Here is a 22,934-nt window from a genome sequence, read left to right as displayed (position 1 = left end):
TCACGCCCCCTTCGGCTGCTCCCCGCCTGACTGGCGGCCGAAGCCGGGCGCGCCGGGCCCCTCAGCTCCCGTCATGGACGGGTCGTTGACGGCCTGCCCGGTCTCCTTCAGGATCCGGTCGGTCTCCTCGCGGACGGCGGTGTCGTCCCAATCGGGGCGCAGGATTCGGACCTTCGTCTCTGTCGACACGGCCTGAGCCTGCGCGAGCAGCGACAGGGTCTCCGCGACGCTCTTCGGGTCCTCGGACACCGAGTCGCCGAACTCGATCTTCGGCCGCTCCGGGGTCACGTTGGAGAACCCCAACCGGGCGTCCATCATGAGCAGCACTTCGAGCATGTCGGCGAGCACCGGGCCCCAGTAACGGGACTTCTTATCCCGCGTGATCATGCTCTTACGTTCGCGGGCGACCACCTCGGTCGCCGTCACCGCCGTCTCACCATCCATCCCGAACGACTGCGCGGAGTACCCGGCGAGCTTCACAGCCTGCCGGACGATGGCCTCCGCGGTCCGCTGGTGCTCATCCACCCGGATCAGGAACTGATTCTCGGTGATGCCCTCACCGGACGTCGGCGAGGCGTTGATGGCCGACCACACCTCGCGGTCCAGGTCGAAGGAGGCGCCCTGCCCGGGCCCGTCGTTCGTCAGGTACCCGGACGGGACGATCAGGCGGGCGCGGGCGAGACGGATGTCCCGCATCCACGACGTCCACACCTCGTCCAGCGCATGGAACAGGTGGTCAACACCCTGGAAGTCGGAGCGGCCGAGGGGGGAGCGCCGGTCCCGACGGTCCGGGCCCATGTTCTTGACGTAGCCCGCGGTCAGCCGGTCGATGCCGGTGGTGATGGTCTGCCCGTCGCCGCCCGCGTCGAGGGAGTCGACCAGGTCGGCCGTCGCCGGGTCCTCGGTGAGTGGCACCGCCCGGCCAAGGTTGGTCTTCGTGCCCTCGTACAGGGCGTGGAGGATGCGGCCCGGCTCGTGCCGCTCCAGGTGCCGGCGCACGTGGACGCCGTCCGCGGATACCTCCCGCCAGAACGTGACCGCCGTCAGGAACCCGCTGGTCCACTCCGGGACGGCCGTGTCGGCGTGGTGGGTGGTCAGCAACGTGCGCTTGGCGAGGTCCTGATGCCAGGTCACCCGCAGGTACGCGCCGCGGAGCGCGGCCGCCACTTCGCCGGCCTCCAGCAGGGTGTTCGCGAGCCCGCCCGCTTCGGCGAGCTCATCGAGTCGGGCCTGCGTCTCCGTCCCGTCCACGGTCAGCGTCGGCGGCTCGGAGAACAGCAGATCAGCGGACGTCGTGGCGATGTCCCCGGGGAGGGGGATGTGAAGCGAGTAGTCCGGGGTGTCGAGCCGGCGGGGCCGCTCCCAGAACCTGAGCCGCCGGCCGGTCTCGGTGGCGCGTTCCGCGCTGGGCTGGTGGGCCCGGCGGATCCGGTCGCGGTCGCCGGAGTACCACGCGTCGTCGGTGGCCATGGAGGCGAGCGCCGTGGCCATCTCCGGCGGCGGCCAGGGGGTGTCATTCTCAGGCAGCGGCACCGGACACCTCCTCGTATTTGATCAGGTGGCGCCACTCGTGCGCCGTGGAGTGAAGTGCGTAGCGCAAGGCGTCCGCGGAGTGGTCATCCACCTTCAACGGCTTGTCCTCGCCCCGCTCGGCGGCCTTCTCGTCCCACGCGTATCCGGGGAGCTCCCCCAGGAGGCCCTCACAGGAGCGGTGGATGCGGAGCAGCCCGGACCCGAGGGCGACGCCCACGCTGCGGATGCCGTCGAGCACGTCGTTGATCGCGGGGGAGATCCCGGGCACGCGCTCGGTCCAAAGCTGGTTCATGAACGACGCGGCCGACGGGTCCACGAAAATCCACTCGGGGCGTACGCCGCGCGCCGCGCCGTGCTCCCCGGGCCGGCGCACGTTCGCGAGCCACTGCCGCACGTTGCGGCTGTACTCCGCATCGGTCAGTTGTCGGTGCGCGGCCGTGGAGTCGTGCCGGTACTCGGATACGGCGTACAGGTGGTCGTCCTCGCCGTGCCCGATGAGCACCGCGCTGAAAGGGTTGACCGTGCCGTAGTCGACGCCCACGGCGGTCCAGCGCCGCATGTAGGGCATGAGGTCCACGACGTTGCGGGCCTCATCGAACATGTCGTAGACGGCCCCGCTCGCGAGGCACCACTCGCCGAGGATGAACCGCCGGTACCAGAGGCCGATGTACTGGGCTTTCAGCCGGCGGACGAATCCCGGGTCCAAGCTGGGGTTGTCGTCCAGGGTGAAGTGCCAGTTCGTCAGCCCGACCTCCGCGGCGCGGAGGATGAACTCCTTCCGCAGCCAGTGAAACGGCCCGTCGGGGTTGGTCGTCGCGAGGAGCCTGGACTGCGAGCCGACGCGGAGCCGGGACAACAGCATCATCCAGAACGCGTGCGGCACGAGGGTCGCCTCGTCCACGTAGGCGAGGGCGATCGTGGAGCCGCGGATCCGGCCTTCCGCGCGCGCGTCGCTCGCGCCGATTAGGTGCACGGTGCGCCCGAGGATGGTGGCGGTTGTCGCCCCGGTGGTGTGGTGGACGTGCGCGGCGAGCGGCCCGAACAAGTGCCGGGACTGCAACGGGTCGATGATGTTCCGCTCGATGGTCTGCAACGTCCGGCCGATGACGACGATCAGTCCGTGGTCGGGGGCGAGCGTGAGCCGGATGAGGAACGCGATCAGGGACGCGATGGTCTTGCCGGACGACACGGCCCCGGACCATAGGGCGATCGGCGCGTCCTGCGCCTCAACGATGCTCGCTACCTGCCGGGGCGACAGGGGGAGGGGCACGTCACGGAGCATCACCGTCCCCCTCGTCGTCGGCGGGTGGCGCCTGCTCGCCGGCCTGCTGCTGCCGGTAGACGGCGGCAAGTCCGGTCATGAGCTGGCCGACCAGGGACTGTGCAGCCTCGTTGCCGCCGTCGTCCTGCGGCGGCACGAGCTTCAGGGAGCGGTCGATCGCCATGCCCGCGGTGGCCATGAGGTTCTTCTTCGCGTCGGCCGGCGGCTCGGGCACGTTCTCGTACTCGTAGGTGTTGTCTTTGCCGCCGAAGTTGTAGATCACCGAGGGCTGCCACAGCTGCTCGGTGAGCCGCTCCGCGTCGGACTGGAGCGCTTCGGCGAGGATCGCGCGGCGCTCGGCGAGGTCGGCGACCCGTGCCCGGGTGGCCTCCTCGGTCGCGGTGCGGTCGAAGGTCAGGCCCATCTCGGCGGCGAGGACGCTGATCGTGCGCGGGGAGCGCGCCAGCCGGCGGGCGATCTCGTTCCGGCCGTGGCCTTCGGCGTGGAGGCGGCGCACGTCGGCGCGGGTTTCGTCGGTGACTGGGTTGGTGTGCTGGTTGCCGCCCACGGGTCACCTCCGGGCATGCGAAGGGCCCGACCGCCACGGGGGTGAGCGGTCGGGCCCGGTTTGTGGGTTGGTCAGCCGCGGCGCCGGAAGAGGCAGACGAGCGCCGTACGGTCGCCCGACAACGCCTTGCCCTCGGCTGCGGCCATGTTCGCGAGGTCCCAGCCTTGCGCCTCGATGGCCTCGATCTGCTCGCCGACGCCGGTCATGAGCCCCGTGGAGCGGCTGGTCACGTTCGCCTCGATGATCTTAAAGGTCAGGACCCGTCGGCCCTGCGCGTACGCCTCGCGTGCGGCGTTCGTCGCCGCGTCAGCCTTGGCGTTGTTGATCCACCCCATGGAACCCCCCTGGCCCGATGCTCGTGTGGGGGACCAGAGTTGCACGAGGGTGGTCGGCGCGTAAGCGGAATGCGAAAGGCCCACCGCGCGGGTGGGCCTGTCCTGTATCCGGGCACGCCGGATCTGCCGCCCATGATGGGGCACGATCGCGGGGGATGCAACTACGGGCGTAGTGAAGCCCCGCCGGGTGGAGGCGGCGGGGCTGTTGAGTGACGACAGGCCAGGCGTCGGCTTGGCGGCTCGCAGCTCACCACACCGATACGCACGAGTGCGCATGGGCCCGCTCCTGGCCTGCCGTCGGATTCGCTACCGTACGCCCGCATCCGGCGCGGCGGAAGCCCTCGTTCAGCGCTTCTTCGGGGCACCCGGGACGGGCTTCTGCCCGGTCGGGTAGTGCCCGCCCCTGCTCGCGCTGTACGTCGTCTCGTGCTTCGGGTCGGGCCGGGTCTGCGGGGCGGCGGGCATCGTCTTCTTCAGTGCCATGATGGCGTCCTCGTCTCGTGATCGGGATGGGACCGGGGCGGTCGCTCGCCTGGCAGCTGGTCGGCCGCCCCGGGGTTCAGCGGGCGCGCACCTCGTGCCGGCGGCGCGCCTCGTTCGGGTCGATGATCCGGGCCCCGGCCTGCCCGATGGGCTCTACACGCAACCCCTCTCGGGGCCCCTGCCCGGACTCGTTGTTGGTGTTGGCGTTGGCGCCTGACCTGCACAAACAACGCTCGGAAGGGGCTCCCGAATCGGAGAGGGGAAGCGGCGGGATGTCCTTGTGGTGCACGCCCGGGCCGTTCCCCGCGGGCGTACGGACGCCCGCCCGCACGCGCACCCCGGCCGCCTTCAACAGCCCGCGTACGGCCTTCGTGTCCGGTAGGTCGGCCGCCTTCTGGAGCTGTGTGAGGAGCACCGACTCGCCGTCGGTGGCGGCCTCGTGGAGCGTGGCGAGGATGTCGACAGGCTCCGGCTGCTCCCCCTCGGCAGCCGGCTCCCGTCGGCGGGCGTTCCATGCGCGGGCGCGCTGCACGCCGACGGTGCCCGCGCAGCCGATGAGGACGTATGCCGACTCCGGGGCGATCCGCACGAGGGCGAACAGCGGGACGCCGACGAGGACGACGGCGACGCAGCCACCGGCAAGGCGGCTCCCCTGCTCCTCCCCCGCGGGCTGCTCCGCGGCCTGGTCGGCGCTCACGCCAGTGCTCCGTACAGTGCCTGCCCTGCCCAGTTCGTGGCCTGAGCGAGCGGCACGGCGGCCATGCCAGCGATGCCCGCAGACGTACCGAGGCAGAGCCCGCACCAGGCGCCCATCTTGATGTCCCGGCCGTACCGGCTCCGCTTCACGGCGGTGACAACGGCCACGGTGAGCAGCAGCACGAGCGCGGTGCCGGTCTGAGTGAGCGGCAGGTACTGAGCGCCCCTGGCTACCTGCCCGGTCTGACCTCCCACGCCTGCTACGAGGGCGACGTCTCCGAGCCAGTTGGACGCCCACAGGGCGGTGTCTGCTGCCCATCCGATGAGGCCGCCGATACCGAGGATGGCCAGGACGCCGTACGCCCATGCGGCGAGGAACGGCAGCAGGCCGCTGAGGTGGGGCAGGGGGTTGCCGCGCAGGGACTTCGCGCCGGGCCACCAGACGATGACGAAGCGCACGAGGATGGCGAGGCCGACGGTGACCCCTCCGAGGGTGACGACGATCACGGGTGGCTCCAGATGGCTGCGATGTAGGCGATGGCGGCGGTGAGGACGGCGACGGTGCGCACTGCGGGGAGCACGTAGGCGGAGCGCTGGAGGGGCGGGGCGAGGGCGACAAGCGCAGCCCCGGCGAGGAGCGCGAGCATCCCGAGCCCGATCACGGCGAGGGCGGCCATCAGCCGGCCATCCGGGCGAGGCGGATGTACCGGTCCACGGTGTCCGGGCGGGCGTTGGCGTCGGCCCGCTTGCGGACGTAGGCGAGGACCTTGTCCGGGGCGGTGATCCCGGAGTCCACGGCGGTCCGGACTGCGTCCTTCACGGTCATGGGCGGGCCCGCGGGCGCGTCGGCTTGCTGGTCCGGATCGTCCGTGTCCTGTCCGGACTGGTCCGGATCGACGTCCGGACCGGGTCCGAGGGCAGCCCGCTCTGCGGCGATCAGTGCCTCGCTGCGCATCAGGTCCCGACGCACGGGGATCATCGCCCGCTGTCCGTCGAGCGCGGCGCGGCGCTTCGCTACCCACTGCTGCGTGCGTGCGTCGAGCGGGTGGGCGTGCACGGACATGGCGATCGTCCATGCCCCCTTGGCGAGCGCGGACACGAGCGCGCCCACGATGCCGACGACCCACGCGCTGGTGACGTAGCCGTGCGCGCCGACGGCGCCCATAGCGACCACGAGTGCCCAGTGGCCGGCGGTTCGGGCCTTCGCGGCTCGGGGCGGGTCGTAGCGGTGGAGCCACTCGACAGCCATGCACATGATCCATGCGGTGTCGAAGGCGACGGCGGCGCCGTACGCGGCGGCGGCGACGGTGATGCGCGCGAGAAGCTCGCCGATGCTGGCCGTTGACCAGACCACGGAGACCGTGACGAGGACGACCGCGCCGATGGTGACGCCCGTGCGTACGAGTTGATCCCAGTCCCGGGGCGGCTGGGGCAAGTCGACCTCGTACGGCACGTCGATGTACTCGGTGATGCCGTCGACCGTGTGCGGTTCGCGCCGATAGCGGGTGACGGGGCGGGTCTTCACGTGCTCCTCCGGAAGCGGGAGAGGGTGGCCGGGCCCCGTGGGCGTGAGTGGCTGGGGCCCGGCCGGCTGGTGGTGTCAGCGGCCCTGTGCGAGGCGGGCGCGGACGTCGGCGGCGGCCTCGTAGTCGGCGGCGCAGTTCTGCGGCGTCGCCGGCTCGGAGAGGATCCGGTTCGGTTGCGGCTGTGTGACCTCGGTGCGCTGCTCGGGTGCGTCGTGCTCGGGCGCCATCACAGGGCCTTCGCTGCGTCGCGGAGGCGGAGGGCGTATTCGCCTGCCGTCTCGCCGCCGTGGAACCGGGCCCGCGGGCACACAGCCCGGGCGCGCTCGTTGGCCTCGTCGCCGACGACCTTCGGCAGCCCGGCGAGGACGACGCGGGTTGCTTCGCGGCCGGCGGCGTTGAGCTGCTGCTCGGTGATGGCGAGGTGCGGCCACTCGTGTTCGAGGATCCGGGCGGTCTCGGTGAGGAGACGGGCGGCGCGGGTGGGCTCGGTGAGGATGCGCCGCAGTAATGCGTCAAGGTCGGGGCGGTCGGTACGCTCCATGGCGGGCCTGCCTTTTCGATCGCTTCGGGGTGGGCCTGGCCCCGGCCATGTGGAGCTGCGAACTCCGGCCGGGGCCTTCGTTGTTGCCGGTTTGACCGTAGCGAGAAGTGTGGACATTGTCCACACCTCGCGAGAGGATGTGCCCATGCCCGAGACCCCGGAGAGTGAGGAGCCGCGGGAGACCATGACCATTCCGAAGCTCGCGGAGCGGGTGGGGCGCAGCCGCACGCTCATCCACCGGTTGGCCACGAACCCTGACGAAGGCTGGCCGGCACCCACGTTCCGCCCGGGGAGTAGCCGACCGGAGTATTCGGTGGCTTGGTTCGACGCCTACTGGGCGAAGCGGCAAGCGGGCATCCGGCAGGGTAAGCGCACGGACCTGGAGCCACCCGCCGACGAGGCGTAGCTGCGCACAGCAGAGCCCCCGGACCGGGATGGTCTGGGGGCTCTGTCGTGCCGACGGTCAGTGCGGTTGCGACGGTGCCACGACGAACGCGTACGCCTCGGCGAGGTTCTTCAGCGCTTCGGCCGCGTTGCCGGGGTTGAGCTTCGGCGCTGCGTTGGCGGCCGCCGCGATCTGCCGCAGTAGGGCCTCACGGGCTGCCTCCTGCGGGTGCTGCTCGGACTGCTCGGGCTGGCTCATGGCCCCTCCAGGATCGGGATGATGGTCACGTTGTCGCACTGTCTCAGGTGTTCGTGTCCCTGGCCTATGCCGCGACCACCGCTGTCCAGGACGCGATGATCCCGCGCTCCGTCCACAGAGCCCCGCACGCCTTGCACCGCGCCACCGGGGACGCCCCGGCCCCGCCGTAGACCTCAATGGTCCCGCCGCACTGGCACGGGTGGGTACTCGTCAGCTCCCGTCGCTGGTCGGCGAGGTCGAGGGCGGTCTCCATGCGGCGCAGCGCCCCGGCGGCGACGGCGGCCACGTGCTGGTGCTGCTGCTCCGTGAGCGCTGTCCCGGGCCACGAGATCCCGTGGACGCGGGCGCACAGCCACAGTGCGGCGTACGGGCCGGTGCGCCGGCCGGTGAACCGCCAGCGCTGCGGGAGTGCAGCGTCGGCGGCGGCGAGCTTGTCGCGGCGGGCGCGGTCGGCGGGGGTCCAGCCGGGGCCGGCGGGCTGGATCTGTGTGCGCTGGTTGGCGGCGGCGATCTGGTCGGCGGTGTCCACGAGGGCGGCTTCGACGGCGCGGAGGGTGTCGAGGATGGCGAGGTTGATGGGTACGGGGCGTTGGCCGATCTGTGCGGGGTCACGCTCGAGCGCGCGGAGGGCTCGAGCTTCCTCGAGGTCGTACTCCTCGAGCTGCGCGAGGTAGCCACGGAGGCCGATGCCGAACCCGGCGGGCGTGCTCGGGGGGGCGAGGGCGTCGCGGAGGTCGGTCCAGAGGGTGGCGATGGTGCGGAGGTGCTGGGTGGTGGTGGTCATCGTGTGCTCCGTGGGGCGTTGGGGCGGTACGGTGATCGCACCTGGGGGCGCGCCGGTCTGGGGAGACGTGAGGCGCGCCCCTCGCGCGTGCTCAGCGCTTCTTGCGGAGAGTGAGCGCCCGCAGCCGCTTGTACTTCTGCTCGGTGGTGTGGCCGTCCCAGCCGGGCCCACCCGGGCGGGAGCGCGGGACGTGCTCGAACAGGTCCATGTCCGACGGGGCAACGTGCCAACTCATCTGGCCCGTGGGCGTCTGGACGATGACGACAGCCCAGTCCGGTGCGCTCCGGTCGGTGTAGCCGATGTGGCTGGGGTAGATGCTGGCGAGGTGGGCGACGAGTTGTGCGCGCTCGCGGTACGCCCCGTCGCGCTCCTGCTCTGCTCGGAGCATCGCGTCCCGGACGTCGGCGACGTCCTCGACGACGCCCCGGGTCGGGCCGGTCACGCCGCCTACGGCTGCGGCGTGCATGTCGGCGATGGTCTTGCAGGCTCCGAGGTAGTTGTTCTTGTATTCCTCGGCTTCGTCTTCGGCCGGGGTCTTGGGGACGACGCGCAGGAGTTCGGCGATGACGGCGCTCGCGGTGAGCCCGGCGAGGGCCTCGTCGTCCACGGGCTGGCCGGTGGCGCGTGCGGTGGTGAGGGTGTCGAGGATGGCTACCTGGACTCGGGTGCCGAGTTCGATGGCGGGGCTGGTGTCGACGGTGACGGTGAGGTTGGCGGTGGCCATGGTCATTTCTCCTTGGGCTCTTCGAGGGCGGTGAGGATGCGTTCCGCGGCGTACGGTTCGCTCCCGCTCCAGGGGCATCCTTTGGCGAGGTCAGCGGCGACGGCGCGCACGCGCTCGATGGCGGCCTCTGCCCGCTCAGCGCGCGCCTGCCAGTCGATGACCTCGGGCACACCGGCGGGGGGCGGCAGGTCGGAGCGGAGCGGGTACTCGCGGCCTTCCCCGGCGAGGGTGCAGTAGCGGATGACGCGGGCGCCGGGCGCCAGGTCTGCGACGTGAAGGCCACCAGCGAGGGGGACCTCGTTGGGGTTGATGTCGTTGTCGGTGAGCCAGTTGGCGATCTGCTCGCGTTGGGCGGCTTGCAGGTTGGCGTAGTCGATCGGTCCGAGGTCAGGCACGGCGCTGCTCCTTGTCGATTCGGGCTCGGGCGATGGCTGCGGCGTCCTGCGCGGCGGTGCCTACGCGGGCGCTGTGTGGTCTGGCGCGGTACTCGGCGGCTCGGGCGGCGTCGCGTCGGTCGCGCCACGCGAGGGTGAGCGCGCAGCCGGCTGCCCCGAAGATGACGATCAAGCCGAGGCAGGCGAGCCACATCAGGGCGGTGAGTGCGGTGGTCATCGGTGTCTCCATGGCTGGTCGGCCCAGTGGGCGAGGGGGATGCCGGTGGTGATGGTGACGAGGGCGACGTAGGCGAGGGCGAGGAGGAACGTCACGGGGCGCTCCCGGTGTCGAGGGCGAGTTGCCCGGAGGCTTCGATCGCGGCCCGTCGGGTCGCGGCGGCGGTCTGGCGGTGGTGGTCGCGGTCGTAGTGGAGGTGGCAGCCCTGGCACATGGCGCGGAGGTTCTCGGGGTCGCAGTTCTCGGGGGTGTGGTCGAGGTGGGCGACGGTGAGGACGACGGTGGACCCGGTGCCGTACGCGGGGCGGCCGTTGAGGTTGGGGCAGCGACCGGGGTGGGTGCCGCGGCCGCATTCGCCGTGGCATTCGCAGCGGCCGGCGGCGCGGTCGGTGCGGATGCGGAGGCTGATTTCGGCCCAGTCGGGCGGGTAGCGGTGGCGGTTCTCAGGCCGGATCGGCATGGGCTGCTCCTTGGGTGTGGGATGGTCGGTGGTGCGGCCCGCCCGACTGAGCCTCGGGCGGGCCGTCCGTCCGTCATGGGGCGGTGCTCGGCGGCTTCCCAACGCCCGGGCACGGCTCCCCAGTCGAGAAGCCGGCCAGCGTCATCCCGTGGTGACGACGCATGGTGCCGTCGGCCTTGAGCGCGTAGCTCAGGCCGCAGCTGGGGCACTCTCCGCGGGCGACGGGGCGGCGGTTGGGCTGCTCGGGCATCGGGGTCTCCTTGTGCGCGGGGTGGGCGGTCAGGCGGCGAGCTGGTGCGCTGCGGGCGGCACGTACGACGACCGGTCGGCGGGGGTGCCGTCGTGGCACTCCAGGCACGTGCCGAGGGTGCGCAGCGGCAGGCAGTGGTGATAGCGGCGGCGGCACTTCGGGCACGTCTGCCGGGCGGCCATCGCCTTGTCGAGGCTGGCCTCCTTGGCGAGGGTCATCGGGATCTTCGGGGCGGCGAGGTCGATCCGGTACAGCCACGCCCGGCGCAGGCCGCGCCGGCACTCGATCTCCGCGACCGGGTCATGACCACCCGGCCGGAGCCCCATGTCGCGGAGTTGCCGGCGTGTGGCGAGGCCGGCGGGGGCCTGCCGCCACGGGTAGACGGGGATGGTGGCGGCGGTGTCGGCGTACGGGTCGACGTCGACAACGTCGGGCATGGCTGCTCCTTGTGCGCGAGGGCCGCTGGAACCGGATAACCGCGGTCATGCGGCGTCTGCGTCTGTGTCGGTGGCTGGCGGGTCAGGGAGGGCGCGGAGGGGGCGCGGGTCGTGGTCGGAGTGCCAGTTGTCGAGGGCTTCGAGGAGGGTGCGGCGGTGTTCGAGTTGTTCCAGGGCTGTCCAGTGGCGCTCTGTGGGCCGTTCTGGGCGCCGTGCGGGTTGTGCGCCACCGAAGGTGCCAGTGGGGATCTGTTCGGCCATGAGGCGCTCGTATGGGGTCATGACGCGGTCCTCTCGGGCTTCGGGGTGCAGTGGGCGTGGGTGGTGCGGTTGCCGCGGGGGACCATGCGTTCGTGGCAGCGGGCGCAGCGGATGAAGTCGCGCGGCTGCTCGGCGTGGTGGTCTTGTTCTTGGGTGAAGTCGATCTTTTGGGGTTCCGCGGCCCCGACTACCTGAGGTTTGAAAACGACCCCGGCCCCGTCATGGGAAGGCTCATGGGTAGTACCTGGGTTGTTCGGGGCGCGGTCCCCCGAACCGTTCGGGGCGCGGTCCCCCGAACCCATACGGGGCGCGGTCCCCCGAACTTCTTCCGGCTCCGGGGCCTCAAGTTCGGGGCGCGGTCCCCCGAACTGGTTCGGGTCGCGGTCCCCCGAACTTTCGGAGTCCTTCCGCCACGGTGCGGGCGCCCTCCCCGGGGTGCGGCGGGACCCCTTCAGCGATGCCTCGGCCGCACCCCAGTCGGGATCCGGGACGACCATCAGGACGTACAGGGTGGGCTTCCCGCGGCGCTGCTCGCCCTTGACGGCGATCACTCCGGCCGCGATGCCGGCGTTCACGTACCGGCGGGCGTCCTTCTCGTCCGCGCCCGCGGCACGGGCGATGTCCTGGATACGGATGGGCTTGTCAGGGAAGCGGAGTTCCCCGTTGGCGTTGGCCATGGCGCGAAGGGCGTAGAGCAGGGTGAGGAACCCGCGGCGCAGGGCCGTGGGCATCTCTCGCGACCAGCGCCAGGCGAGGGCGTTGCCGTACGCGTGCGGCACGCTGCCGCTGGCGCGGGTGGCCTGCTCGTCAGTGCTCAACTGGGTGTCTCCGTCGCGTGTGGTGGTGCGGGTCTTCGCCCGGGGCGGGGTCTGGTGGCCGGCCGCCCCGGGCGGTGGTGCGGAGAGGGTCAGGCGGCCGGCGCCAGCGGGAAGGCGTGCATGCTGCGGCCGTCGGGCAGGGTGATCTCCCACGGGCCGGCGAACAGGCCGTAGGCGGCCCAGTCGCAGCCGCGGCCGCTGTACTTCCCGGCGCCCTTGGCGAGGGCCCCGAGGGTCCGGCCGATGCACTCCTGGCCGACGAGGTCGGAGGCGATGACGGCCTCACCGGCGCGGTTCTTCCGCGGGTGGTCGGCGAGGGCGTTGGAGAAGTCCTCACCGGTGGCGATGTCGCCGCAGGTCGGGCAGATGAACGCCCACTTCAGCGGGTCGTCACCGAAGCGCTCGCGGGCCTCGGCGAGCAGTTCGGCTTGCGTGAGCTTGCGGTGGTCGTTGCGGCTCATGAGCGGTGTCCGTTCGGTGTGATGAGGCGGGCGAAGAGGGCGCGGTCGAGGCGGTCGGCGAGCTGCTGCCGGCGGCGCGCGGCTGCCTCGGTGGCGGGCGGGGTGCCGCGCAGTGCCTCGATGAGGTCGGCGGCGGCGGTCAGGTCGCGCAGTTCGAGTGCGACCGCGGGCCGGGCCATCACCGGGCCGTTCTGCGGGTCACGCCGAAGCGGGGGCGCAGCCGGACTCCGGCCTCCAGGAGCAGCGTTCGGGTGTTGCCGTACGAGCGGTCGATCACCTGCGCAACGCCCTTGATCGTGGAGCCCTGCTCGTACAGGTCGGCGGCGCGGCGGGCGACCGTGGTGCGGGCTTCGCCCTTCAGGTGCGGGGCGTACGCGCCGTGGTGGACGTAACCCGGGTCGCCCGGCTTGGGCTTGCACGTCGGGCACAGGTCGCCCGACGAGGTGCAGGACCAGCCCTCGCGGCGCAGGTGGACGCGGGCGGCCTCGAACCGTTCGGCCTTGCTCATGCGGTCCGAGACCACGATGTCCCGCTCCACGGTGGTGCCGCAGCCGTCGCAGTACACGCCGATCAGGGACGGGTACGGGGCGTCGGGGCCGGTGTCGTCGGAGCGGAGCATCGCGAGGACGGCGTCCGGGTCGGCGGTGTGGGTCTGGTCAGGCATGGAGGTGTCCGTTCTGGTGGTAGGCGTCGGCCGCTTCGGCGGCCTGCTGTGCGAGGGCCTGCTCCGCGCAGACCTTGTGCGCGGGCGACCACTTCGAGTCGCGGAGGTTCGTCGGCTGGCCGCAGTACCGGCAGGGCTTCTCCTCGCGGGACCAATGGGACGAGTCGCGCCAGTCGAGGAGCCCGCCCGGGGGCGGCGCGGCGGGTGCCGGGCGGCGGCGGCCGGTCACGACCGCTCCGCCCGGTCCGCGAGGTGCCCGGGCTCAACACACCCCGGGTAGTTGCAGGTACGGCGCACGTAGCCGACCGGGTCACGGCCGGTTCGGATCCGGAACGCCACCCGCAGCGCGCTGACCGTGGCCTTCTTCGCGAGGGTGATCTGCGGCATGCGGCCGGCCCACGGGCCCGTCCAGCGGCGGTGGCCACCGTCCACAGGCTGTGCGTACAGCCGGAACGTGTCCTCGGCGGGCCGGTGCGGGCGCGGTCGCGGTACGACCGGGATGCCGTACTCCTTCCGCACCGACGACGTCACCGAGTCGCTACCGACCCCGAGTTCGGCGCGGACCTCCGCGTACGTGGCCCCGGCCCGGAGCATCTTGGCGATGGCCGCGCGGTCCGTCATGCCGCCGCCCCCTTCTCCAGGGCGATGCGCTCCCGGGCCCCGAGGCCGCCGCGGATGCCGAACCGGCGCTCGTGGCTGGTGCCGTGCTCCTCGCGCATGGCGTCAGTGAGGCACTCGCGGCGGACCGGGCAGCGGTAGCAGACCTCCTTGGCGTCCTGCCCGCTGCGCCCCTTCTGCGGGAAGAACAGGTCAGTGCCGACCTGCGCGCACAGGGCGTCGTCCTGCCACATGGCGGCCTGCCCGGGCATCACCGGTGCCGGCGGCTGGTCGAGGAGCCGGCGGGCGTGGTCGAGGCTGGTCACGATCCGGCCCTCCGCGCCTCGCGCGCCCGACGGATCGCCCTGCGCTGCCCGGCGGTCGTCCCGCCCCACACGCCTGTCTCTCCGTACGTGATGGCGTGCTCCAGGCACTCCGTACGGACCGGGCACGAGGTACAGATGCGCTTGGCGTGGTTGCTGGACTCGCCGGTGGTGGGGTGGAACAGGGCGGGGTCGTGCTTCCGGCAGGCGGCATGCTCGCGCCACGGGGTGGCGGTGCTGGCCCCGGCCGCGGCCGGGCGGGTGGTCAGCCCGGCCGCGGGGGTCTGGGTGGAGGCGGTCACGACGACGCACCGCCCTTGGTGCGCTCCGTGTAGTGCCGCATGCCGAGGGCGTCGAGGGTCTCCTCGTCGCCGTGCTCGTTCTCGACCTTGACGTGCAGCATGCGGGCGTTGCGCAGCTCGTAACTGATCTGCTCCAGCCGGCCGGGCGACGTTCGCGGGTCCACGATCTCGTCCCGGTAGTCGGCCGCCGACCGGACGGCGGGCTCGTCGCCGCGCTCGATGTTCGTAGCGTCCGGGTCGGTGTCGTTGGTCGGCACCAGGCCACCGAGGAACAGCAGCGACCGCAGCGAGGTGGACAGGGCCTTCGCGGTTCCCTTGTCGGCGTTGTCCATCGACTCGCCCGCGGACTGGACCTCGATGCTGTCGCCGGTCGGGCCGATGATCCGATACGTCACAGTGACGGTGCACTCGCGGGACGGCTTCCCGCCGGACGTCTTCACATCCCGGTACGCGGTCTCGACATGCACCGGCAGGACGAGGACGCCGTGGAGCCGGCACGCGGGGCCGAACGCGTTCAGCGCGGAGTCGACGCCTCGGAACTGGTAGCTACCGCGTTCGCCGGGCCTGCCGTACCAATCGCCCTTGTCGATGCCGCGGACTTCGCCCATGACGCGGGACCAGGCGACCCAGACGGGGACCTTCTCCGGCCCGTCCGGGCCCGGCTCGGGGATGCCAGGGTCCGGCAGCGGCGCGGGCGTGTAGGTCGGGGCGGGACCAGCCTCGGGCTCGGGCGTGCTGCCGTTCGCGTGCTGCTCCGCGCGCTCGGTCAGGCTCGTCATGCTGCGTACTCCTCACGCACGTACTTCGGGATGGAGATGCGGTCGTGCGGCTTGTCCTCCACGCACGCGCGGTATGCCTCGGGGAACTCCTCAGCGAGGCGCGCCAGATCAGGCGTCTTCTTGTGGGACTGCTCGATGGAGAAGAAAGGGCGGTCCTGGATGTGGGCGGCCTGAGCCCCACCGAGGGCGGCGAGCAATTTCGCCTTGGCGGCGGCCTTCTGGCGCTTGCCGTCGCGCTCCAGCGCGACGCCCTCGAGGTACTCCGTCATGGCGTCGCGGGCGTCCATGTCGCGGTCCAGGACGGCGACGCCTTCCCGGTCCGGGTGCAGCCGGTCGTACAGGCTGATCAGGGCCTCCGGCGGCTCCAGGCCGGTCGGTGCCGGGGCGCGGCCGGGGACGATGTGGTCGTGCCACAGGCGGCCGGCTTCGGCGTTCAGGTAGGCGACGAGCTTCACGTGTTCGTCTCGGCGAACCGTGTACTGCCGGTAGTCCTGGCCGCCGATCAGGCACACCACGTGGACGTGATCCAGGCCGGTGACGAGGATCTGCCACAGCACCTGCGCGAGGACGTCGTCCGGCGGGCCCTGCCGCCACAGGTTCGCGACGAACGCGTTTCGGGTCTTCACTTCCAGGGCGCACAGGGACCGTACGGACCGGTCGAGCGGGCACTCCGTGCACAGCCGGTCAAGGGTGCACATCTGCCACGCCTCGGCCTCGTTGGCGATGAGCCCGACCGGCTCCACGACGGTGCGGTTCCGGCGGGCCCAGTCACGCGCCAGCGGGTCCTCGAAGAGCACGCCGAAGTGGGCGGCCTCGGACCAGTCGTCGTCATGGGGGAGCCGGCCGCGCTTGTCGTGGAAGACGTGGAGCGGGGTTTTGAACCCGGACAGGTTCATCACGGCGGGCAGGTCGGAGGAGCCGATACCGCGGCGGCGGGCGTTCAGCCACACGTCGCGCTCGGCGGTGTGGTGGAGCATGAGCCGGCCGGTGGGCGTGACCCTGCGGCCGGCGGCCGGGGCCGAAGCCCCGGCCTGCGCGGTCGTCGTCATCGGGCACCACCGCCCACGTACCGGGCGCGAACGAGGGTGCCCTCGTCAACGTTCCGGATCTCCGCCTCGAAGGCCCCCGCCGGCTTGTAGCCCGCGACCTCCCGGCCGCCGGTGCGGATGCAGCGGGCGATGCCCACGGCCGTGTACCGGGTGCGGTAGGTGTGGACGTCGCTCCACTGGCCGGGGTTGGCCCGGAGGTTGGCGGCGATCTGCTGGTGGTTGGCCATCGGCCGTCGTGCGCGTCGGGCCATCACGCTGCCGCCTTTCCGGTGTTCGGGGTGTACGCGCGGCGGCCGGTCGTCTGGTCGTGCCAGATGGTCAGTTCGCCTCGCGAGGCAAGGGCCTTCAGGTCCTTGCGGGCGGTGTTGCGGCCGGACGTCGGCCACGGCGAGTGACGCAGCACGGATTCGGCGCGGAGGGTCGTCCAGAGACCAGCTCGGGTGCGGATCTCGGCGAGGAGCCAGCCTCGGCGGGTGATCAGCTCAGGCACGGCCGGTACCGCCCTTCGTGTGGATTCGGTTGCTGGGCCGCTTGCCGCAGCGACGACAGCGGGTGTGAGAGCGGTCGGACCAAGACGGCACGACGGACACGGCGTCAGCCGGGTGCGGGTTCTCGCTCTCGTGGTCGCAGCCGGGGCATGAGTCCTGCATCAGGACGTAGCCGTGGGCGCAGAGGACGCGCTCCTTCACGACACCCTCCGGCCCTGCTGCTGCGGCAGCCGCTTGGGCGCGGCGATCTCCCGCAGTCGGCGGGACAGCTCCAACAGCCGCTCCCGGCCGTAGATCGGCACCCGGTACGAGCAGCGCTCCGCGAGGTCCGACACCAGCTCCTCGTACGGGAGCCGGCCCTCCGGCAGTCGCGTCTCCGGGGTCAGCTCGGCGACCTCGTGCAGCCGGTCCCACAGGGTGGTGTCCGTCGGGTCGAGGAGCGCGGTGAGGACGTCCTGCACGATCAGTTCGCGCAGCCCGTCCAGCTCCAGGCGGGCGCCGCCGGGAATGGCACGGAGGTGGAACGGGGTCGGCCCGTCGATACGGTCAGCGGACATCGGTGCCTCCGAGGAGCAGTTCAAGGAGCCAGAAGGCGAGCCAGGCGAAGGAGAAGGCGAAGAGGAGCCAGATCACGGCCGGACCCCCGTCTCCGGCAGGTCGTGCGGGATCGCGTAGTCGTGGTGCAGCGGGCTGGTGTAGGTGTCCTCCCGCTGCCGGGCGATCAGGTCGCGCAGCTTCGCGACCGACTCGGCACGGCGGGGGCTCGGCGCGGCCTTCTCCGTCAGCTCGGACGGGATCGGGTCGCCCACCGGCACCGGCAAGGCGCCCACCTCGGCGACGATCGTGGCCAGCGGGTCAACGCACTGGACACCGTGCTCCGCCAGCTCCAGGAGCGTCGCGAGCACGTAGTCCGGGCACTCCCGGACGTTCGCCAGGGCGTACAGGCCGCGGCCATCGCGTGTCAGGGCGCGGCGCGTCCACGTACAGCCGTCGAGCGTGGTGACGGTGAGCGGGTCGTGGGTCTGCGGGGTGCTCATGACGACACCGCCGAACGCGTCGTGAGCGGGCCGAACCACGCCTGTACCGCGCGCAGCGTCCACGGGTGCGACCGGCCCTCGCCCTGGTCGTCCGGGTTCTGCGGCGCCGGGCACGCGAGGACCGGCTCGCCGTCGGGCGTGGTCTCGTCGGTGGGGTGCCACTCGTCGCCGTCGCGGTCGACGTACACGACGGGCGCCGGCTCGATGCCGACGACGCGGATCGTGCGCCGGTCCCCCGAGGGGATGTTGGTCGGTAGAGTGATGCTCACGGTGAGCCTCATTTCTCTGGTGATGGGGTGAACCGAGGGGCGCTCGGACCTGGCCGTCCGGGCGGCCCCGACGTTTTGGTCAGGCAGTCGCGGCGACCAGCTGCGGGGCGCCGGCGTCCTCGCCGTCGTCGCTGGCCGCCGGGTCGTTCTCCGCCATCCAGCGCTGGACCTCCGCGAGGTCGAACCTCTTCTGACGGCCGGCGAACGGCTCCACGGGCATCCCGGCCCGGATCCACTCGCGGACCTGCCAGTCCGAGACGCCGTAGAACGTCTCCAACTGCGGCTGGGAGAGGAGGGGGTGGAGGCCGGCCGGCAGGGGGACGAAGCGGTCACTCTTCTTCGGCATCAGCCCTTGACCTTTCTACTGTCGAAGTCGAATGTGGGGGCATGCTGAACAGGCGGTGGATCCGGGCGTCAAGCGCCGCGTTGATGAGCCACGCCGTGTGCAGTTCGCATCGGTCTCGCGCGGTGCGTCCCTTGCCGGTGATGCGGCCGATGGCGGCCGGGCTGACTCCGCGTCCCGCCGGATCGACCTTGCGGGTCTTCTCGGAGAGTTGGTCGAGGGTCAGTCCTTGTCGCCGCATTTCGTCGCGGAGTGGCTGGCCGTCGCTCTTGCGGAGCAGCTTTGGCATGGGTACCTCGTGCGGGGTGAGGCGGTTGAGCTTCTCGGTCTGAGTCGCTTGCGACATTTCTACAGTCGCAGTCGAAGGCTTGTCAACGAGAAGTGCCGAGAACTCCGGAGGGGTTGCCCAAAGAGCGGCGATCTTCGAACGGCTGTTCTATAGTGTCGGCATATGCCAATGCGACGGCGCGTGGCGGGGAGGCTACGCGCTGCATGAGTTCTCGCCACGCTTCTACTTTTACTTGCGAAAAGTAGAGGGCGAAGGGCACCCTTACGCATGTGGAGACCGCCGACACCCCCACCGACGAGACCTTCGCGCAGCTACTCCAGCGCCTGAAGGACACATACCCGGGCCTCACCGACAGCGAGATCGCCCGGCGAGTCGGCGTCCACGTTTCCACCGTCAACACCTGGGTCCACGGCAAGCGCACCCCACGCCCCGACGCGCTACGCGCCATCGCCCGCGAGTTCCCGAAGTTCACCGAAGCCGAGCTCTTCGCAGCCGTCGGCCGGCGAGCACCCGGGCCCCTCTCCCCGGACCAGGAGGAGCGACTCCTCCAGCTCTTCCGCGAGCTCACCGCGGAACAGCAGTCCATCACCGAGACGCAGATGCGGGCGCTCGCGGAGTACAACCGTTCCGACGGCTCGTGAGTCTAAGACTGGTTTCTGTCACTCCCTGCACATAACGGATCATCAGCTTCCGCAACAACAGTCGCATATTCCACTACATGGCTGTACGGTCGAATCAGTGGCCGTTGCCCTCCCCCTTCGGCGCACGCAAACCCTGTCTGCCTGCGTCTTTGGGGGTACACATGTGTGTCCTCGTCCGCTTTTCCACCCACGAGCCACATCCTGTGTGGGATGCCCGGTCCCTCATCCTGACTGTGCCAGACGGCCTCATCCCGTCACTCACCGCCATCGCCGTGCGGGCGGTTCTTGAGCAACTCGGCATCGCTCAGCCGCAGTTCGGTGCACGCTGCTGGTGCGGGGAGTCCGTAGACCTCACTCCCCGCGTTCCCGAGCAGCGGAGGAGTGGACAGGTGATCCGCAATGGCGCGTAGAGCGTCACAAAACCCGCGGCAGAAACGCAGCAAGCTGTGCGGCTGTGCGTTGTGCCTGGCGGAGTTCCCGCCGGGCCAGTACAAGGAGCGGAAGCCCGTGCGGGACTGCACGGGCCCGTGGCAGGCCCGGTATCGGGATCCCTCGGGCAAGCAGTGTGGCCCGACGTTCCCGAGCCTGAAGGAGGCGCAGGCGCATCTCGATAAGGTGCGCACGCAGGTCCGGGAGGGCACCTATCAGGATCCGAAGCGGGGCTCCATCACGGTTGACGACTGGTACGCGGTCTGGTGGCCCACGGTCAAGACCAAGTCGATCACGACGCGGAACCGGAAGCTGTCGGCGTGGAAGGTCCACGTGCAGCCGAAGTGGGGCCGGCGCAAGCTCAACAGCATCACGTGGATCCAGGTACAGGACTGGATCACGAACGAGGTGAAGGGGCACGCCACCCAGAAGAAGGTGTTGGAGCTGCTGCGGCACATGATGGTCGCCGCGCTCCGAGACCGCCGCATCAGCGTGAACCCGACCCTGGACATCGAGGTGTCCGCGGCACCGGCCAAGCACCCCGACGACATGATCCCGCCGACGCACGCACAGTGCGACGCGATCCGGGAGCAGCTGACCGACTACTACCGTCCCCTTGTAGTGTTCGCGGAGGAGACGGGCATGCGGTGGGGCGAGTACACAGCCCTACGGGCGTGCAATGTGGACCTCGGCAGCGCCACGGTGAAGGTGAAGGAAGTTCTCATCGATGACCGGGGCCGGATCCGACGCAAGATGGCGCCGAAGAGCCGAGCTGGTTTCCGTACGGTCCCACTCACCCCGGCCGCCGTCGCGGCGGTTCAGACGATGCTCGACAAGTGGGCCCCGGCGGAGACGGAATCGCCCGTCGGCGACGGCGAGGACCTGCATGAGGAGGAGCTCGTCTTCCGCGGCCCGCTCGGTGGCGCGCTGACGCGGCCGAACTTCCGCCGGCACTGGATCCCTGCCATCAAGGATGCGGGCCTGGCCAGGCTGGTCGTCAACCCGGAGACGGGCCGCAAGGAGTGGTGGCCGCGGGTGCACGATCTGCGGCACACCTTCGCCACGCGGCTGAAGGACGCCGGGGTGCCGGAGAAGGATGTCCAGGTCATCATGGGCCACGAGCGGGGCGGCCGGGTGACGTGGCTGTACCAGCACGCGGGCCCCGAGCTGGTTGAGGAGGTCCGGGCGGCGCTGACCACCGGCCGGCATCTGCGGGCGGTCTCATGAGGCCGCGAGGCCGCGCGGGGCCGCAACGGGGCCACAATCCCCCCTCGAATGGCCTCGGAAGTTCTCGGAAGTCCTCGTTTTCGCAGGTAGGGAAGCTGTGGGGGAGTTCTCGGAAGTTCTCGGAGGGTCTGACCTTCGGTTTACGGGTTCTTACAAAGCAGATGTCGGCGGTTCGAAACCGTCCGCGCCCACCAGTGCAAAGGCCCCCAACCGATCATGGTTGGGGGCCTTTGACGGTAGTGATTGACGGCAGCCGCTCCCTCACTCGGGCCGGCGCCGCCGCAGCAGCCGGTCCATGCGCCCCATCGCCTCCCGCCGGTGATCGTCGGAGACATGGGTGTAGATGTTCATCGTGACGGCGATCTGCGAGTGCCCGAGGATCTCCATCACGACGCGGGCCGGCACACCTGCGGCAAAGAGGAGCGTGGCGCACCCGTGCCGGGCGTCGTGCAGGCGAATGCGGGGGAGCCCTGCGTCCTCCGCGATGCGCTGAAACGAACGGCTGAGGTTCATCGGCTCGATCGTGCGCCCGGTGCGAGTCGTGAACACGTAGTCGCTGTCATGCCACGTCTGCCCCGCCGCGAGTCGCTGACCGGCTTGCCGCAGACGCTGCCACCGCAGCGGTGCCACCGCACATGAGGGGGAGAGGGACGACACGGGTGCGACGGTTCTTCGTCGAGTCCTCGTACAACTCCTTCTGTACGCGCTGGATCTGGTTCCGCACGGTGAGCGTGCGGCGCTCCAGATCGATGTCCGACCAGCGAAGCCCAAGGACCTCCCCTCGGCGCAAGCCGAGAGCCACGGCCAGAACGAACGCTGCGTACAGCGGATCCTTCCTCGCGGCCTCCAGAAGGGTCGTCGTCTGCGCCAGGTCCCACGGCTTCAGCTCTCGCGGCTGCACCCGAGGGGCCGGAACGAGCTTGACCACGTTCTGGCTGATCAGTTCCTCGCGGCATGCGGCCGTGAGCGCACTACGCAGAACGCGGTGCGACTCCTTCGCCGTGGCGGTCGACGCCTGAGCCGCCACGGCCGCGAGCATGCGGCGCACATCCGCTGCTCCCAAGGTCTCCAGCCGTTTGGTCCCGATGTGCGGGATCAGGTAGCGGCGGACGTGCGTCTCGTACTTGGCGTATGTCGTCTTCTTACGGTCGCTCCTGACGAACTCCTCCAGCCAGTAGGGCAGCCACTCGGAGAGCTTGGCGGAGCGGGTGGAGGTGGGGACGTCCTGGCGGTCCCGCAGCACCAGCTCCTGCCGCTTGGTCTCGCACTCCTCCCAGGTGGCTCCGTAGACCGTCTTACGCTTTCGGGTGCCGTCAGGCTGGGGTACGTAGACGCGGGCTTCGTAGCGGCCGTCCTTGCGGCGCCAGAGGGTCTGCTGCAGGTTCGGGTGACAGGTTGACCTGCCCCACCTCTCAGGTTCCAGTTCTGCTGGCCCCCCCGGACTGCGTTTCAACATCTGCGGCTCGTGTGCTCCTGCGGAGGATGATCGCACGATGGGCAGTCGACACCGTCAGGAGCGCGAACCAGGTTCCCCCCACGCATGGCCCGAGGAGATCCCACCAGTCCAGGACTGGCTCCGCAAGGATCCTCGCGACCCACCAGACGTCGTAGGACACGATGCCGACGAGTGCCACAGCTACGAGAGCCGTCGTCCACCAACGCTCAGGCCAACCCTTGCTCACGTTTCCCCCAGCCAGAACCGCCGATGCCGACACGCCCAGTGTGCCGTGCCCGCTGCATGCCCGATCCAGCGGGGGTTGCGTCCTGGGAAGTGGTGTACGGGTTCGACCTGATCCGGGGGTTTGCTCCGGCATCGGGATGGCGCCCGCATAGACGAACGGCCACCGGCTGATCTTCGAAGTGTCGAAGCCTCGAAGGAGATCAGCACGATGACCGCACCAGACAGTCTGCCCCTGCACGCCCTCGCCGAGGACAACCTCGCCTCGGCGAGTCCCGATCTGCTGCGCGCGATGGTGAAGACGTTCGCCGATGCGCTCATGTCGGCGGAGGCCGACGCCCTCTGCAACGCGGAGTACGGGCAGGTCAGCGAGGAACGCGTCAACCATCGCAACGGCTATCGCCCGCGCGAGTGGGACACCCGCGC

General features: G+C 70.8%; 40 protein-coding genes and 1 pseudogene. 4 read left to right on the top strand and 37 right to left on the bottom strand.

What is annotated here, in order from left to right; translation table 11 throughout:
- The 11 genes from BLT82_RS19675 to BLT82_RS19640 all read right to left on the bottom strand — a co-directional run bounded on the left by BLT82_RS19675 (position 1) and on the right by BLT82_RS19640 (position 6,943).
- The gene (locus BLT82_RS19675; protein WP_208867987.1) at positions 1 to 1,533 is read right to left on the bottom strand and encodes a phage portal protein; all 1,533 of its coding nucleotides are present in this window, start codon (positions 1,531 to 1,533) and stop codon (positions 1 to 3) included.
- Positions 1,520 to 2,815 (bottom strand): PBSX family phage terminase large subunit, encoded by a 1,296-nt coding sequence (locus BLT82_RS19670; RefSeq protein ID WP_093656609.1) that lies wholly within the window; start codon positions 2,813 to 2,815, stop codon positions 1,520 to 1,522. The genes BLT82_RS19675 and BLT82_RS19670 overlap by 14 nt, the downstream gene beginning before the upstream one ends.
- The gene (locus tag BLT82_RS19665) at positions 2,805 to 3,362 is read right to left on the bottom strand and encodes a helix-turn-helix domain-containing protein (protein ID WP_244292047.1); all 558 of its coding nucleotides are present in this window, start codon (positions 3,360 to 3,362) and stop codon (positions 2,805 to 2,807) included. The genes BLT82_RS19670 and BLT82_RS19665 overlap by 11 nt, the downstream gene beginning before the upstream one ends.
- Positions 3,363 to 3,433: 71 nt before the next feature.
- Positions 3,434 to 3,697, bottom strand: coding sequence for a hypothetical protein (locus BLT82_RS19660; RefSeq protein ID WP_093656607.1), 264 nt, complete (start codon positions 3,695 to 3,697; stop codon positions 3,434 to 3,436).
- Between the two features lie 345 nt (positions 3,698 to 4,042).
- Positions 4,043 to 4,180 (bottom strand): hypothetical protein, encoded by a 138-nt coding sequence (locus tag BLT82_RS37200; protein WP_167746043.1) that lies wholly within the window; start codon positions 4,178 to 4,180, stop codon positions 4,043 to 4,045.
- A gap of 76 nt (positions 4,181 to 4,256) precedes the next feature.
- Complete coding sequence (locus BLT82_RS19655; protein WP_093656605.1) at positions 4,257 to 4,877, bottom strand: hypothetical protein; 621 nt, start codon at positions 4,875 to 4,877, stop codon at positions 4,257 to 4,259.
- Positions 4,874 to 5,383: a hypothetical protein gene (locus BLT82_RS19650; RefSeq protein ID WP_093656602.1), complete on the bottom strand. Its 510-nt coding sequence runs from the start codon at positions 5,381 to 5,383 to the stop codon at positions 4,874 to 4,876. Before BLT82_RS19650 ends, BLT82_RS19655 begins: the two co-directional genes overlap by 4 nt.
- Positions 5,380 to 5,553 carry a hypothetical protein gene (locus BLT82_RS37195; protein WP_167746042.1) on the bottom strand — a complete coding sequence of 58 codons (174 nt, stop codon included), beginning with the start codon at positions 5,551 to 5,553 and terminating at the stop codon, positions 5,380 to 5,382. The genes BLT82_RS19650 and BLT82_RS37195 overlap by 4 nt, the downstream gene beginning before the upstream one ends.
- Positions 5,553 to 6,401, bottom strand: a complete 849-nt coding sequence (locus BLT82_RS19645; RefSeq protein WP_093656600.1) for a protein transporter Sec31 — start codon at positions 6,399 to 6,401, stop codon at positions 5,553 to 5,555. Before BLT82_RS19645 ends, BLT82_RS37195 begins: the two co-directional genes overlap by 1 nt.
- Before the next feature lie 75 nt (positions 6,402 to 6,476).
- Positions 6,477 to 6,629, bottom strand: a complete 153-nt coding sequence (locus tag BLT82_RS37190; RefSeq protein ID WP_167746041.1) for a hypothetical protein — start codon at positions 6,627 to 6,629, stop codon at positions 6,477 to 6,479.
- Positions 6,629 to 6,943 carry a hypothetical protein gene (locus BLT82_RS19640; RefSeq protein WP_093656597.1) on the bottom strand — a complete coding sequence of 105 codons (315 nt, stop codon included), beginning with the start codon at positions 6,941 to 6,943 and terminating at the stop codon, positions 6,629 to 6,631. The genes BLT82_RS37190 and BLT82_RS19640 overlap by 1 nt, the downstream gene beginning before the upstream one ends.
- A 145-nt stretch (positions 6,944 to 7,088) precedes the next feature.
- Between BLT82_RS19640 and BLT82_RS19635 the strand changes: the two genes are divergently transcribed.
- On the top strand, positions 7,089 to 7,349 hold the full coding sequence (locus BLT82_RS19635; protein WP_244292046.1) for a hypothetical protein: 261 nt from the start codon (positions 7,089 to 7,091) through the stop codon (positions 7,347 to 7,349).
- A 57-nt stretch (positions 7,350 to 7,406) separates the two neighbouring features.
- Here the strand turns inward: BLT82_RS19635 and BLT82_RS19630 are convergent, their stop codons facing one another.
- From BLT82_RS19630 to BLT82_RS19510, 25 genes are all read right to left on the bottom strand, one after another.
- Positions 7,407 to 7,586 (bottom strand): hypothetical protein, encoded by a 180-nt coding sequence (locus BLT82_RS19630; protein WP_093656595.1) that lies wholly within the window; start codon positions 7,584 to 7,586, stop codon positions 7,407 to 7,409.
- Between the two features lie 64 nt (positions 7,587 to 7,650).
- Complete coding sequence (locus tag BLT82_RS19625; protein WP_093656593.1) at positions 7,651 to 8,370, bottom strand: hypothetical protein; 720 nt, start codon at positions 8,368 to 8,370, stop codon at positions 7,651 to 7,653.
- Positions 8,371 to 8,461: 91 nt separating this feature from the next.
- A complete protein-coding gene (locus BLT82_RS19620; RefSeq protein ID WP_093656591.1) occupies positions 8,462 to 9,094 on the bottom strand; it encodes a WDGH domain-containing protein in 633 nt (210 codons plus the stop codon).
- A 2-nt stretch (positions 9,095 to 9,096) separates the two neighbouring features.
- Complete coding sequence (locus BLT82_RS19615; protein WP_093656589.1) at positions 9,097 to 9,489, bottom strand: hypothetical protein; 393 nt, start codon at positions 9,487 to 9,489, stop codon at positions 9,097 to 9,099.
- Positions 9,482 to 9,706 (bottom strand): hypothetical protein, encoded by a 225-nt coding sequence (locus BLT82_RS19610; protein WP_093656587.1) that lies wholly within the window; start codon positions 9,704 to 9,706, stop codon positions 9,482 to 9,484. The genes BLT82_RS19615 and BLT82_RS19610 overlap by 8 nt, the downstream gene beginning before the upstream one ends.
- Before the next feature lie 91 nt (positions 9,707 to 9,797).
- On the bottom strand, positions 9,798 to 10,166 hold the full coding sequence (locus BLT82_RS19605) for a hypothetical protein (protein ID WP_093656585.1): 369 nt from the start codon (positions 10,164 to 10,166) through the stop codon (positions 9,798 to 9,800).
- A gap of 73 nt (positions 10,167 to 10,239) precedes the next feature.
- On the bottom strand, positions 10,240 to 10,416 hold the full coding sequence (locus tag BLT82_RS37185) for a hypothetical protein (RefSeq protein ID WP_167746040.1): 177 nt from the start codon (positions 10,414 to 10,416) through the stop codon (positions 10,240 to 10,242).
- Between the two features lie 29 nt (positions 10,417 to 10,445).
- On the bottom strand, positions 10,446 to 10,853 hold the full coding sequence (locus tag BLT82_RS19600) for an RRQRL motif-containing zinc-binding protein (RefSeq protein WP_093656583.1): 408 nt from the start codon (positions 10,851 to 10,853) through the stop codon (positions 10,446 to 10,448).
- Between the two features lie 278 nt (positions 10,854 to 11,131).
- Entirely contained in the window at positions 11,132 to 11,932 is an 801-nt protein-coding gene (locus BLT82_RS19590; RefSeq protein WP_093656579.1) for a hypothetical protein, read from the bottom strand.
- Between the two features lie 89 nt (positions 11,933 to 12,021).
- On the bottom strand, positions 12,022 to 12,393 hold the full coding sequence (locus tag BLT82_RS19585; protein WP_093656577.1) for a VVA0879 family protein: 372 nt from the start codon (positions 12,391 to 12,393) through the stop codon (positions 12,022 to 12,024).
- Positions 12,390 to 12,572, bottom strand: a complete 183-nt coding sequence (locus BLT82_RS19580; protein ID WP_093656575.1) for a hypothetical protein — start codon at positions 12,570 to 12,572, stop codon at positions 12,390 to 12,392. The genes BLT82_RS19585 and BLT82_RS19580 overlap by 4 nt, the downstream gene beginning before the upstream one ends.
- Positions 12,572 to 13,057, bottom strand: coding sequence for a helix-turn-helix domain-containing protein (locus BLT82_RS38005; RefSeq protein WP_093656573.1), 486 nt, complete (start codon positions 13,055 to 13,057; stop codon positions 12,572 to 12,574). The genes BLT82_RS19580 and BLT82_RS38005 overlap by 1 nt, the downstream gene beginning before the upstream one ends.
- A complete protein-coding gene (locus tag BLT82_RS19570) occupies positions 13,050 to 13,286 on the bottom strand; it encodes a hypothetical protein (RefSeq protein WP_093656571.1) in 237 nt (78 codons plus the stop codon). The genes BLT82_RS38005 and BLT82_RS19570 overlap by 8 nt, the downstream gene beginning before the upstream one ends.
- Positions 13,283 to 13,678 (bottom strand): hypothetical protein, encoded by a 396-nt coding sequence (locus BLT82_RS19565; protein WP_093656569.1) that lies wholly within the window; start codon positions 13,676 to 13,678, stop codon positions 13,283 to 13,285. Before BLT82_RS19565 ends, BLT82_RS19570 begins: the two co-directional genes overlap by 4 nt.
- Positions 13,675 to 13,980, bottom strand: a complete 306-nt coding sequence (locus BLT82_RS19560; RefSeq protein WP_342029417.1) for a WhiB family transcriptional regulator — start codon at positions 13,978 to 13,980, stop codon at positions 13,675 to 13,677. Before BLT82_RS19560 ends, BLT82_RS19565 begins: the two co-directional genes overlap by 4 nt.
- Complete coding sequence (locus BLT82_RS19555; RefSeq protein ID WP_342029416.1) at positions 13,977 to 14,279, bottom strand: WhiB family transcriptional regulator; 303 nt, start codon at positions 14,277 to 14,279, stop codon at positions 13,977 to 13,979. The genes BLT82_RS19560 and BLT82_RS19555 overlap by 4 nt, the downstream gene beginning before the upstream one ends.
- Positions 14,276 to 15,058 (bottom strand): ERF family protein, encoded by a 783-nt coding sequence (locus BLT82_RS19550; RefSeq protein ID WP_244292045.1) that lies wholly within the window; start codon positions 15,056 to 15,058, stop codon positions 14,276 to 14,278. The genes BLT82_RS19555 and BLT82_RS19550 overlap by 4 nt, the downstream gene beginning before the upstream one ends.
- Positions 15,055 to 16,107 (bottom strand): YqaJ viral recombinase family nuclease, encoded by a 1,053-nt coding sequence (locus BLT82_RS19545; RefSeq protein WP_093656567.1) that lies wholly within the window; start codon positions 16,105 to 16,107, stop codon positions 15,055 to 15,057. Before BLT82_RS19545 ends, BLT82_RS19550 begins: the two co-directional genes overlap by 4 nt.
- Positions 16,104 to 16,358, bottom strand: a complete 255-nt coding sequence (locus BLT82_RS19540) for a hypothetical protein (protein ID WP_143041508.1) — start codon at positions 16,356 to 16,358, stop codon at positions 16,104 to 16,106. Before BLT82_RS19540 ends, BLT82_RS19545 begins: the two co-directional genes overlap by 4 nt.
- A complete protein-coding gene (locus BLT82_RS19535; RefSeq protein WP_093656563.1) occupies positions 16,358 to 16,597 on the bottom strand; it encodes a hypothetical protein in 240 nt (79 codons plus the stop codon). The genes BLT82_RS19540 and BLT82_RS19535 overlap by 1 nt, the downstream gene beginning before the upstream one ends.
- Before the next feature lie 195 nt (positions 16,598 to 16,792).
- Positions 16,793 to 17,152, bottom strand: a complete 360-nt coding sequence (locus BLT82_RS19530) for a hypothetical protein (RefSeq protein ID WP_093656561.1) — start codon at positions 17,150 to 17,152, stop codon at positions 16,793 to 16,795.
- 72 nt (positions 17,153 to 17,224) lie between these two features.
- Positions 17,225 to 17,632, bottom strand: a complete 408-nt coding sequence (locus BLT82_RS19525) for a hypothetical protein (protein ID WP_093656559.1) — start codon at positions 17,630 to 17,632, stop codon at positions 17,225 to 17,227.
- Positions 17,629 to 17,901: a phiSA1p31-related protein gene (locus tag BLT82_RS19520; protein WP_143041507.1), complete on the bottom strand. Its 273-nt coding sequence runs from the start codon at positions 17,899 to 17,901 to the stop codon at positions 17,629 to 17,631. Before BLT82_RS19520 ends, BLT82_RS19525 begins: the two co-directional genes overlap by 4 nt.
- A 79-nt stretch (positions 17,902 to 17,980) precedes the next feature.
- The gene (locus tag BLT82_RS19515) at positions 17,981 to 18,247 is read right to left on the bottom strand and encodes a hypothetical protein (RefSeq protein WP_093656555.1); all 267 of its coding nucleotides are present in this window, start codon (positions 18,245 to 18,247) and stop codon (positions 17,981 to 17,983) included.
- Positions 18,231 to 18,533, bottom strand: coding sequence for a hypothetical protein (locus BLT82_RS19510; protein ID WP_093656931.1), 303 nt, complete (start codon positions 18,531 to 18,533; stop codon positions 18,231 to 18,233). The genes BLT82_RS19515 and BLT82_RS19510 overlap by 17 nt, the downstream gene beginning before the upstream one ends.
- A gap of 269 nt (positions 18,534 to 18,802) precedes the next feature.
- On the opposite strand from BLT82_RS19510, the gene BLT82_RS19505 reads away from it, so the two are divergent.
- Together BLT82_RS19505 and BLT82_RS19495 are read left to right on the top strand one after the other, a co-directional pair.
- A complete protein-coding gene (locus tag BLT82_RS19505) occupies positions 18,803 to 19,174 on the top strand; it encodes a helix-turn-helix transcriptional regulator (RefSeq protein ID WP_093656553.1) in 372 nt (123 codons plus the stop codon).
- 507 nt (positions 19,175 to 19,681) lie between these two features.
- Complete coding sequence (locus BLT82_RS19495; protein ID WP_244292044.1) at positions 19,682 to 20,830, top strand: tyrosine-type recombinase/integrase; 1,149 nt, start codon at positions 19,682 to 19,684, stop codon at positions 20,828 to 20,830.
- 261 nt (positions 20,831 to 21,091) lie between these two features.
- On the opposite strand, the pseudogene BLT82_RS19490 reads toward BLT82_RS19495, so the two are convergent.
- A pseudogene (locus tag BLT82_RS19490) lies at positions 21,092 to 22,286 on the bottom strand (tyrosine-type recombinase/integrase).
- A 433-nt stretch (positions 22,287 to 22,719) separates the two neighbouring features.
- Here BLT82_RS19490 and BLT82_RS19485 point away from each other — a divergent pair.
- Positions 22,720 to 22,934: transposase (locus tag BLT82_RS19485; RefSeq protein ID WP_208867986.1), on the top strand; the 215-nt coding region annotated here is incomplete at its 3' end.

This window comes from Streptomyces wuyuanensis (genome assembly GCF_900103455.1).
Classification (GTDB): domain Bacteria; phylum Actinomycetota; class Actinomycetes; order Streptomycetales; family Streptomycetaceae; genus Streptomyces; species Streptomyces wuyuanensis.
Note: the sequence above shows the minus strand (reverse complement) of the source record. Positions and strands in the feature narration are given on the sequence as shown.

What these genes read in the sequence shown, in the direction of transcription:
- BLT82_RS19670 (WP_093656609.1), bottom strand. Translation starts at nt 2,815, where the DNA reads ATGCTCCGTGACGTGCCCCTCCCCCTGTCGCCCCGGCAGGTAGCGAGC.
- BLT82_RS19660 (WP_093656607.1), bottom strand. Translation starts at nt 3,697, where the DNA reads ATGGGGTGGATCAACAACGCCAAGGCTGACGCGGCGACGAACGCCGCA.
- BLT82_RS37200 (WP_167746043.1), bottom strand. Translation starts at nt 4,180, where the DNA reads ATGGCACTGAAGAAGACGATGCCCGCCGCCCCGCAGACCCGGCCCGAC.
- BLT82_RS37195 (WP_167746042.1), bottom strand. Translation starts at nt 5,553, where the DNA reads ATGGCCGCCCTCGCCGTGATCGGGCTCGGGATGCTCGCGCTCCTCGCC.
- BLT82_RS37190 (WP_167746041.1), bottom strand. Translation starts at nt 6,629, where the DNA reads ATGGCGCCCGAGCACGACGCACCCGAGCAGCGCACCGAGGTCACACAG.
- BLT82_RS19640 (WP_093656597.1), bottom strand. Translation starts at nt 6,943, where the DNA reads ATGGAGCGTACCGACCGCCCCGACCTTGACGCATTACTGCGGCGCATC.
- BLT82_RS19635 (WP_244292046.1), top strand. Translation starts at nt 7,089, where the DNA reads ATGCCCGAGACCCCGGAGAGTGAGGAGCCGCGGGAGACCATGACCATT.
- BLT82_RS19630 (WP_093656595.1), bottom strand. Translation starts at nt 7,586, where the DNA reads ATGAGCCAGCCCGAGCAGTCCGAGCAGCACCCGCAGGAGGCAGCCCGT.
- BLT82_RS19625 (WP_093656593.1), bottom strand. Translation starts at nt 8,370, where the DNA reads ATGACCACCACCACCCAGCACCTCCGCACCATCGCCACCCTCTGGACC.
- BLT82_RS19620 (WP_093656591.1), bottom strand. Translation starts at nt 9,094, where the DNA reads ATGGCCACCGCCAACCTCACCGTCACCGTCGACACCAGCCCCGCCATC.
- BLT82_RS19610 (WP_093656587.1), bottom strand. Translation starts at nt 9,706, where the DNA reads ATGACCACCGCACTCACCGCCCTGATGTGGCTCGCCTGCCTCGGCTTG.
- BLT82_RS19605 (WP_093656585.1), bottom strand. Translation starts at nt 10,166, where the DNA reads ATGCCGATCCGGCCTGAGAACCGCCACCGCTACCCGCCCGACTGGGCC.
- BLT82_RS37185 (WP_167746040.1), bottom strand. Translation starts at nt 10,416, where the DNA reads ATGCCCGAGCAGCCCAACCGCCGCCCCGTCGCCCGCGGAGAGTGCCCC.
- BLT82_RS19600 (WP_093656583.1), bottom strand. Translation starts at nt 10,853, where the DNA reads ATGCCCGACGTTGTCGACGTCGACCCGTACGCCGACACCGCCGCCACC.
- BLT82_RS19585 (WP_093656577.1), bottom strand. Translation starts at nt 12,393, where the DNA reads ATGAGCCGCAACGACCACCGCAAGCTCACGCAAGCCGAACTGCTCGCC.
- BLT82_RS19580 (WP_093656575.1), bottom strand. Translation starts at nt 12,572, where the DNA reads ATGGCCCGGCCCGCGGTCGCACTCGAACTGCGCGACCTGACCGCCGCC.
- BLT82_RS38005 (WP_093656573.1), bottom strand. Translation starts at nt 13,057, where the DNA reads ATGCCTGACCAGACCCACACCGCCGACCCGGACGCCGTCCTCGCGATG.
- BLT82_RS19565 (WP_093656569.1), bottom strand. Translation starts at nt 13,678, where the DNA reads ATGACGGACCGCGCGGCCATCGCCAAGATGCTCCGGGCCGGGGCCACG.
- BLT82_RS19550 (WP_244292045.1), bottom strand. Translation starts at nt 15,058, where the DNA reads ATGACGAGCCTGACCGAGCGCGCGGAGCAGCACGCGAACGGCAGCACG.
- BLT82_RS19545 (WP_093656567.1), bottom strand. Translation starts at nt 16,107, where the DNA reads ATGACGACGACCGCGCAGGCCGGGGCTTCGGCCCCGGCCGCCGGCCGC.
- BLT82_RS19540 (WP_143041508.1), bottom strand. Translation starts at nt 16,358, where the DNA reads ATGGCCCGACGCGCACGACGGCCGATGGCCAACCACCAGCAGATCGCC.
- BLT82_RS19530 (WP_093656561.1), bottom strand. Translation starts at nt 17,152, where the DNA reads ATGTCCGCTGACCGTATCGACGGGCCGACCCCGTTCCACCTCCGTGCC.
- BLT82_RS19525 (WP_093656559.1), bottom strand. Translation starts at nt 17,632, where the DNA reads ATGAGCACCCCGCAGACCCACGACCCGCTCACCGTCACCACGCTCGAC.
- BLT82_RS19515 (WP_093656555.1), bottom strand. Translation starts at nt 18,247, where the DNA reads ATGCCGAAGAAGAGTGACCGCTTCGTCCCCCTGCCGGCCGGCCTCCAC.
- BLT82_RS19510 (WP_093656931.1), bottom strand. Translation starts at nt 18,533, where the DNA reads ATGCCAAAGCTGCTCCGCAAGAGCGACGGCCAGCCACTCCGCGACGAA.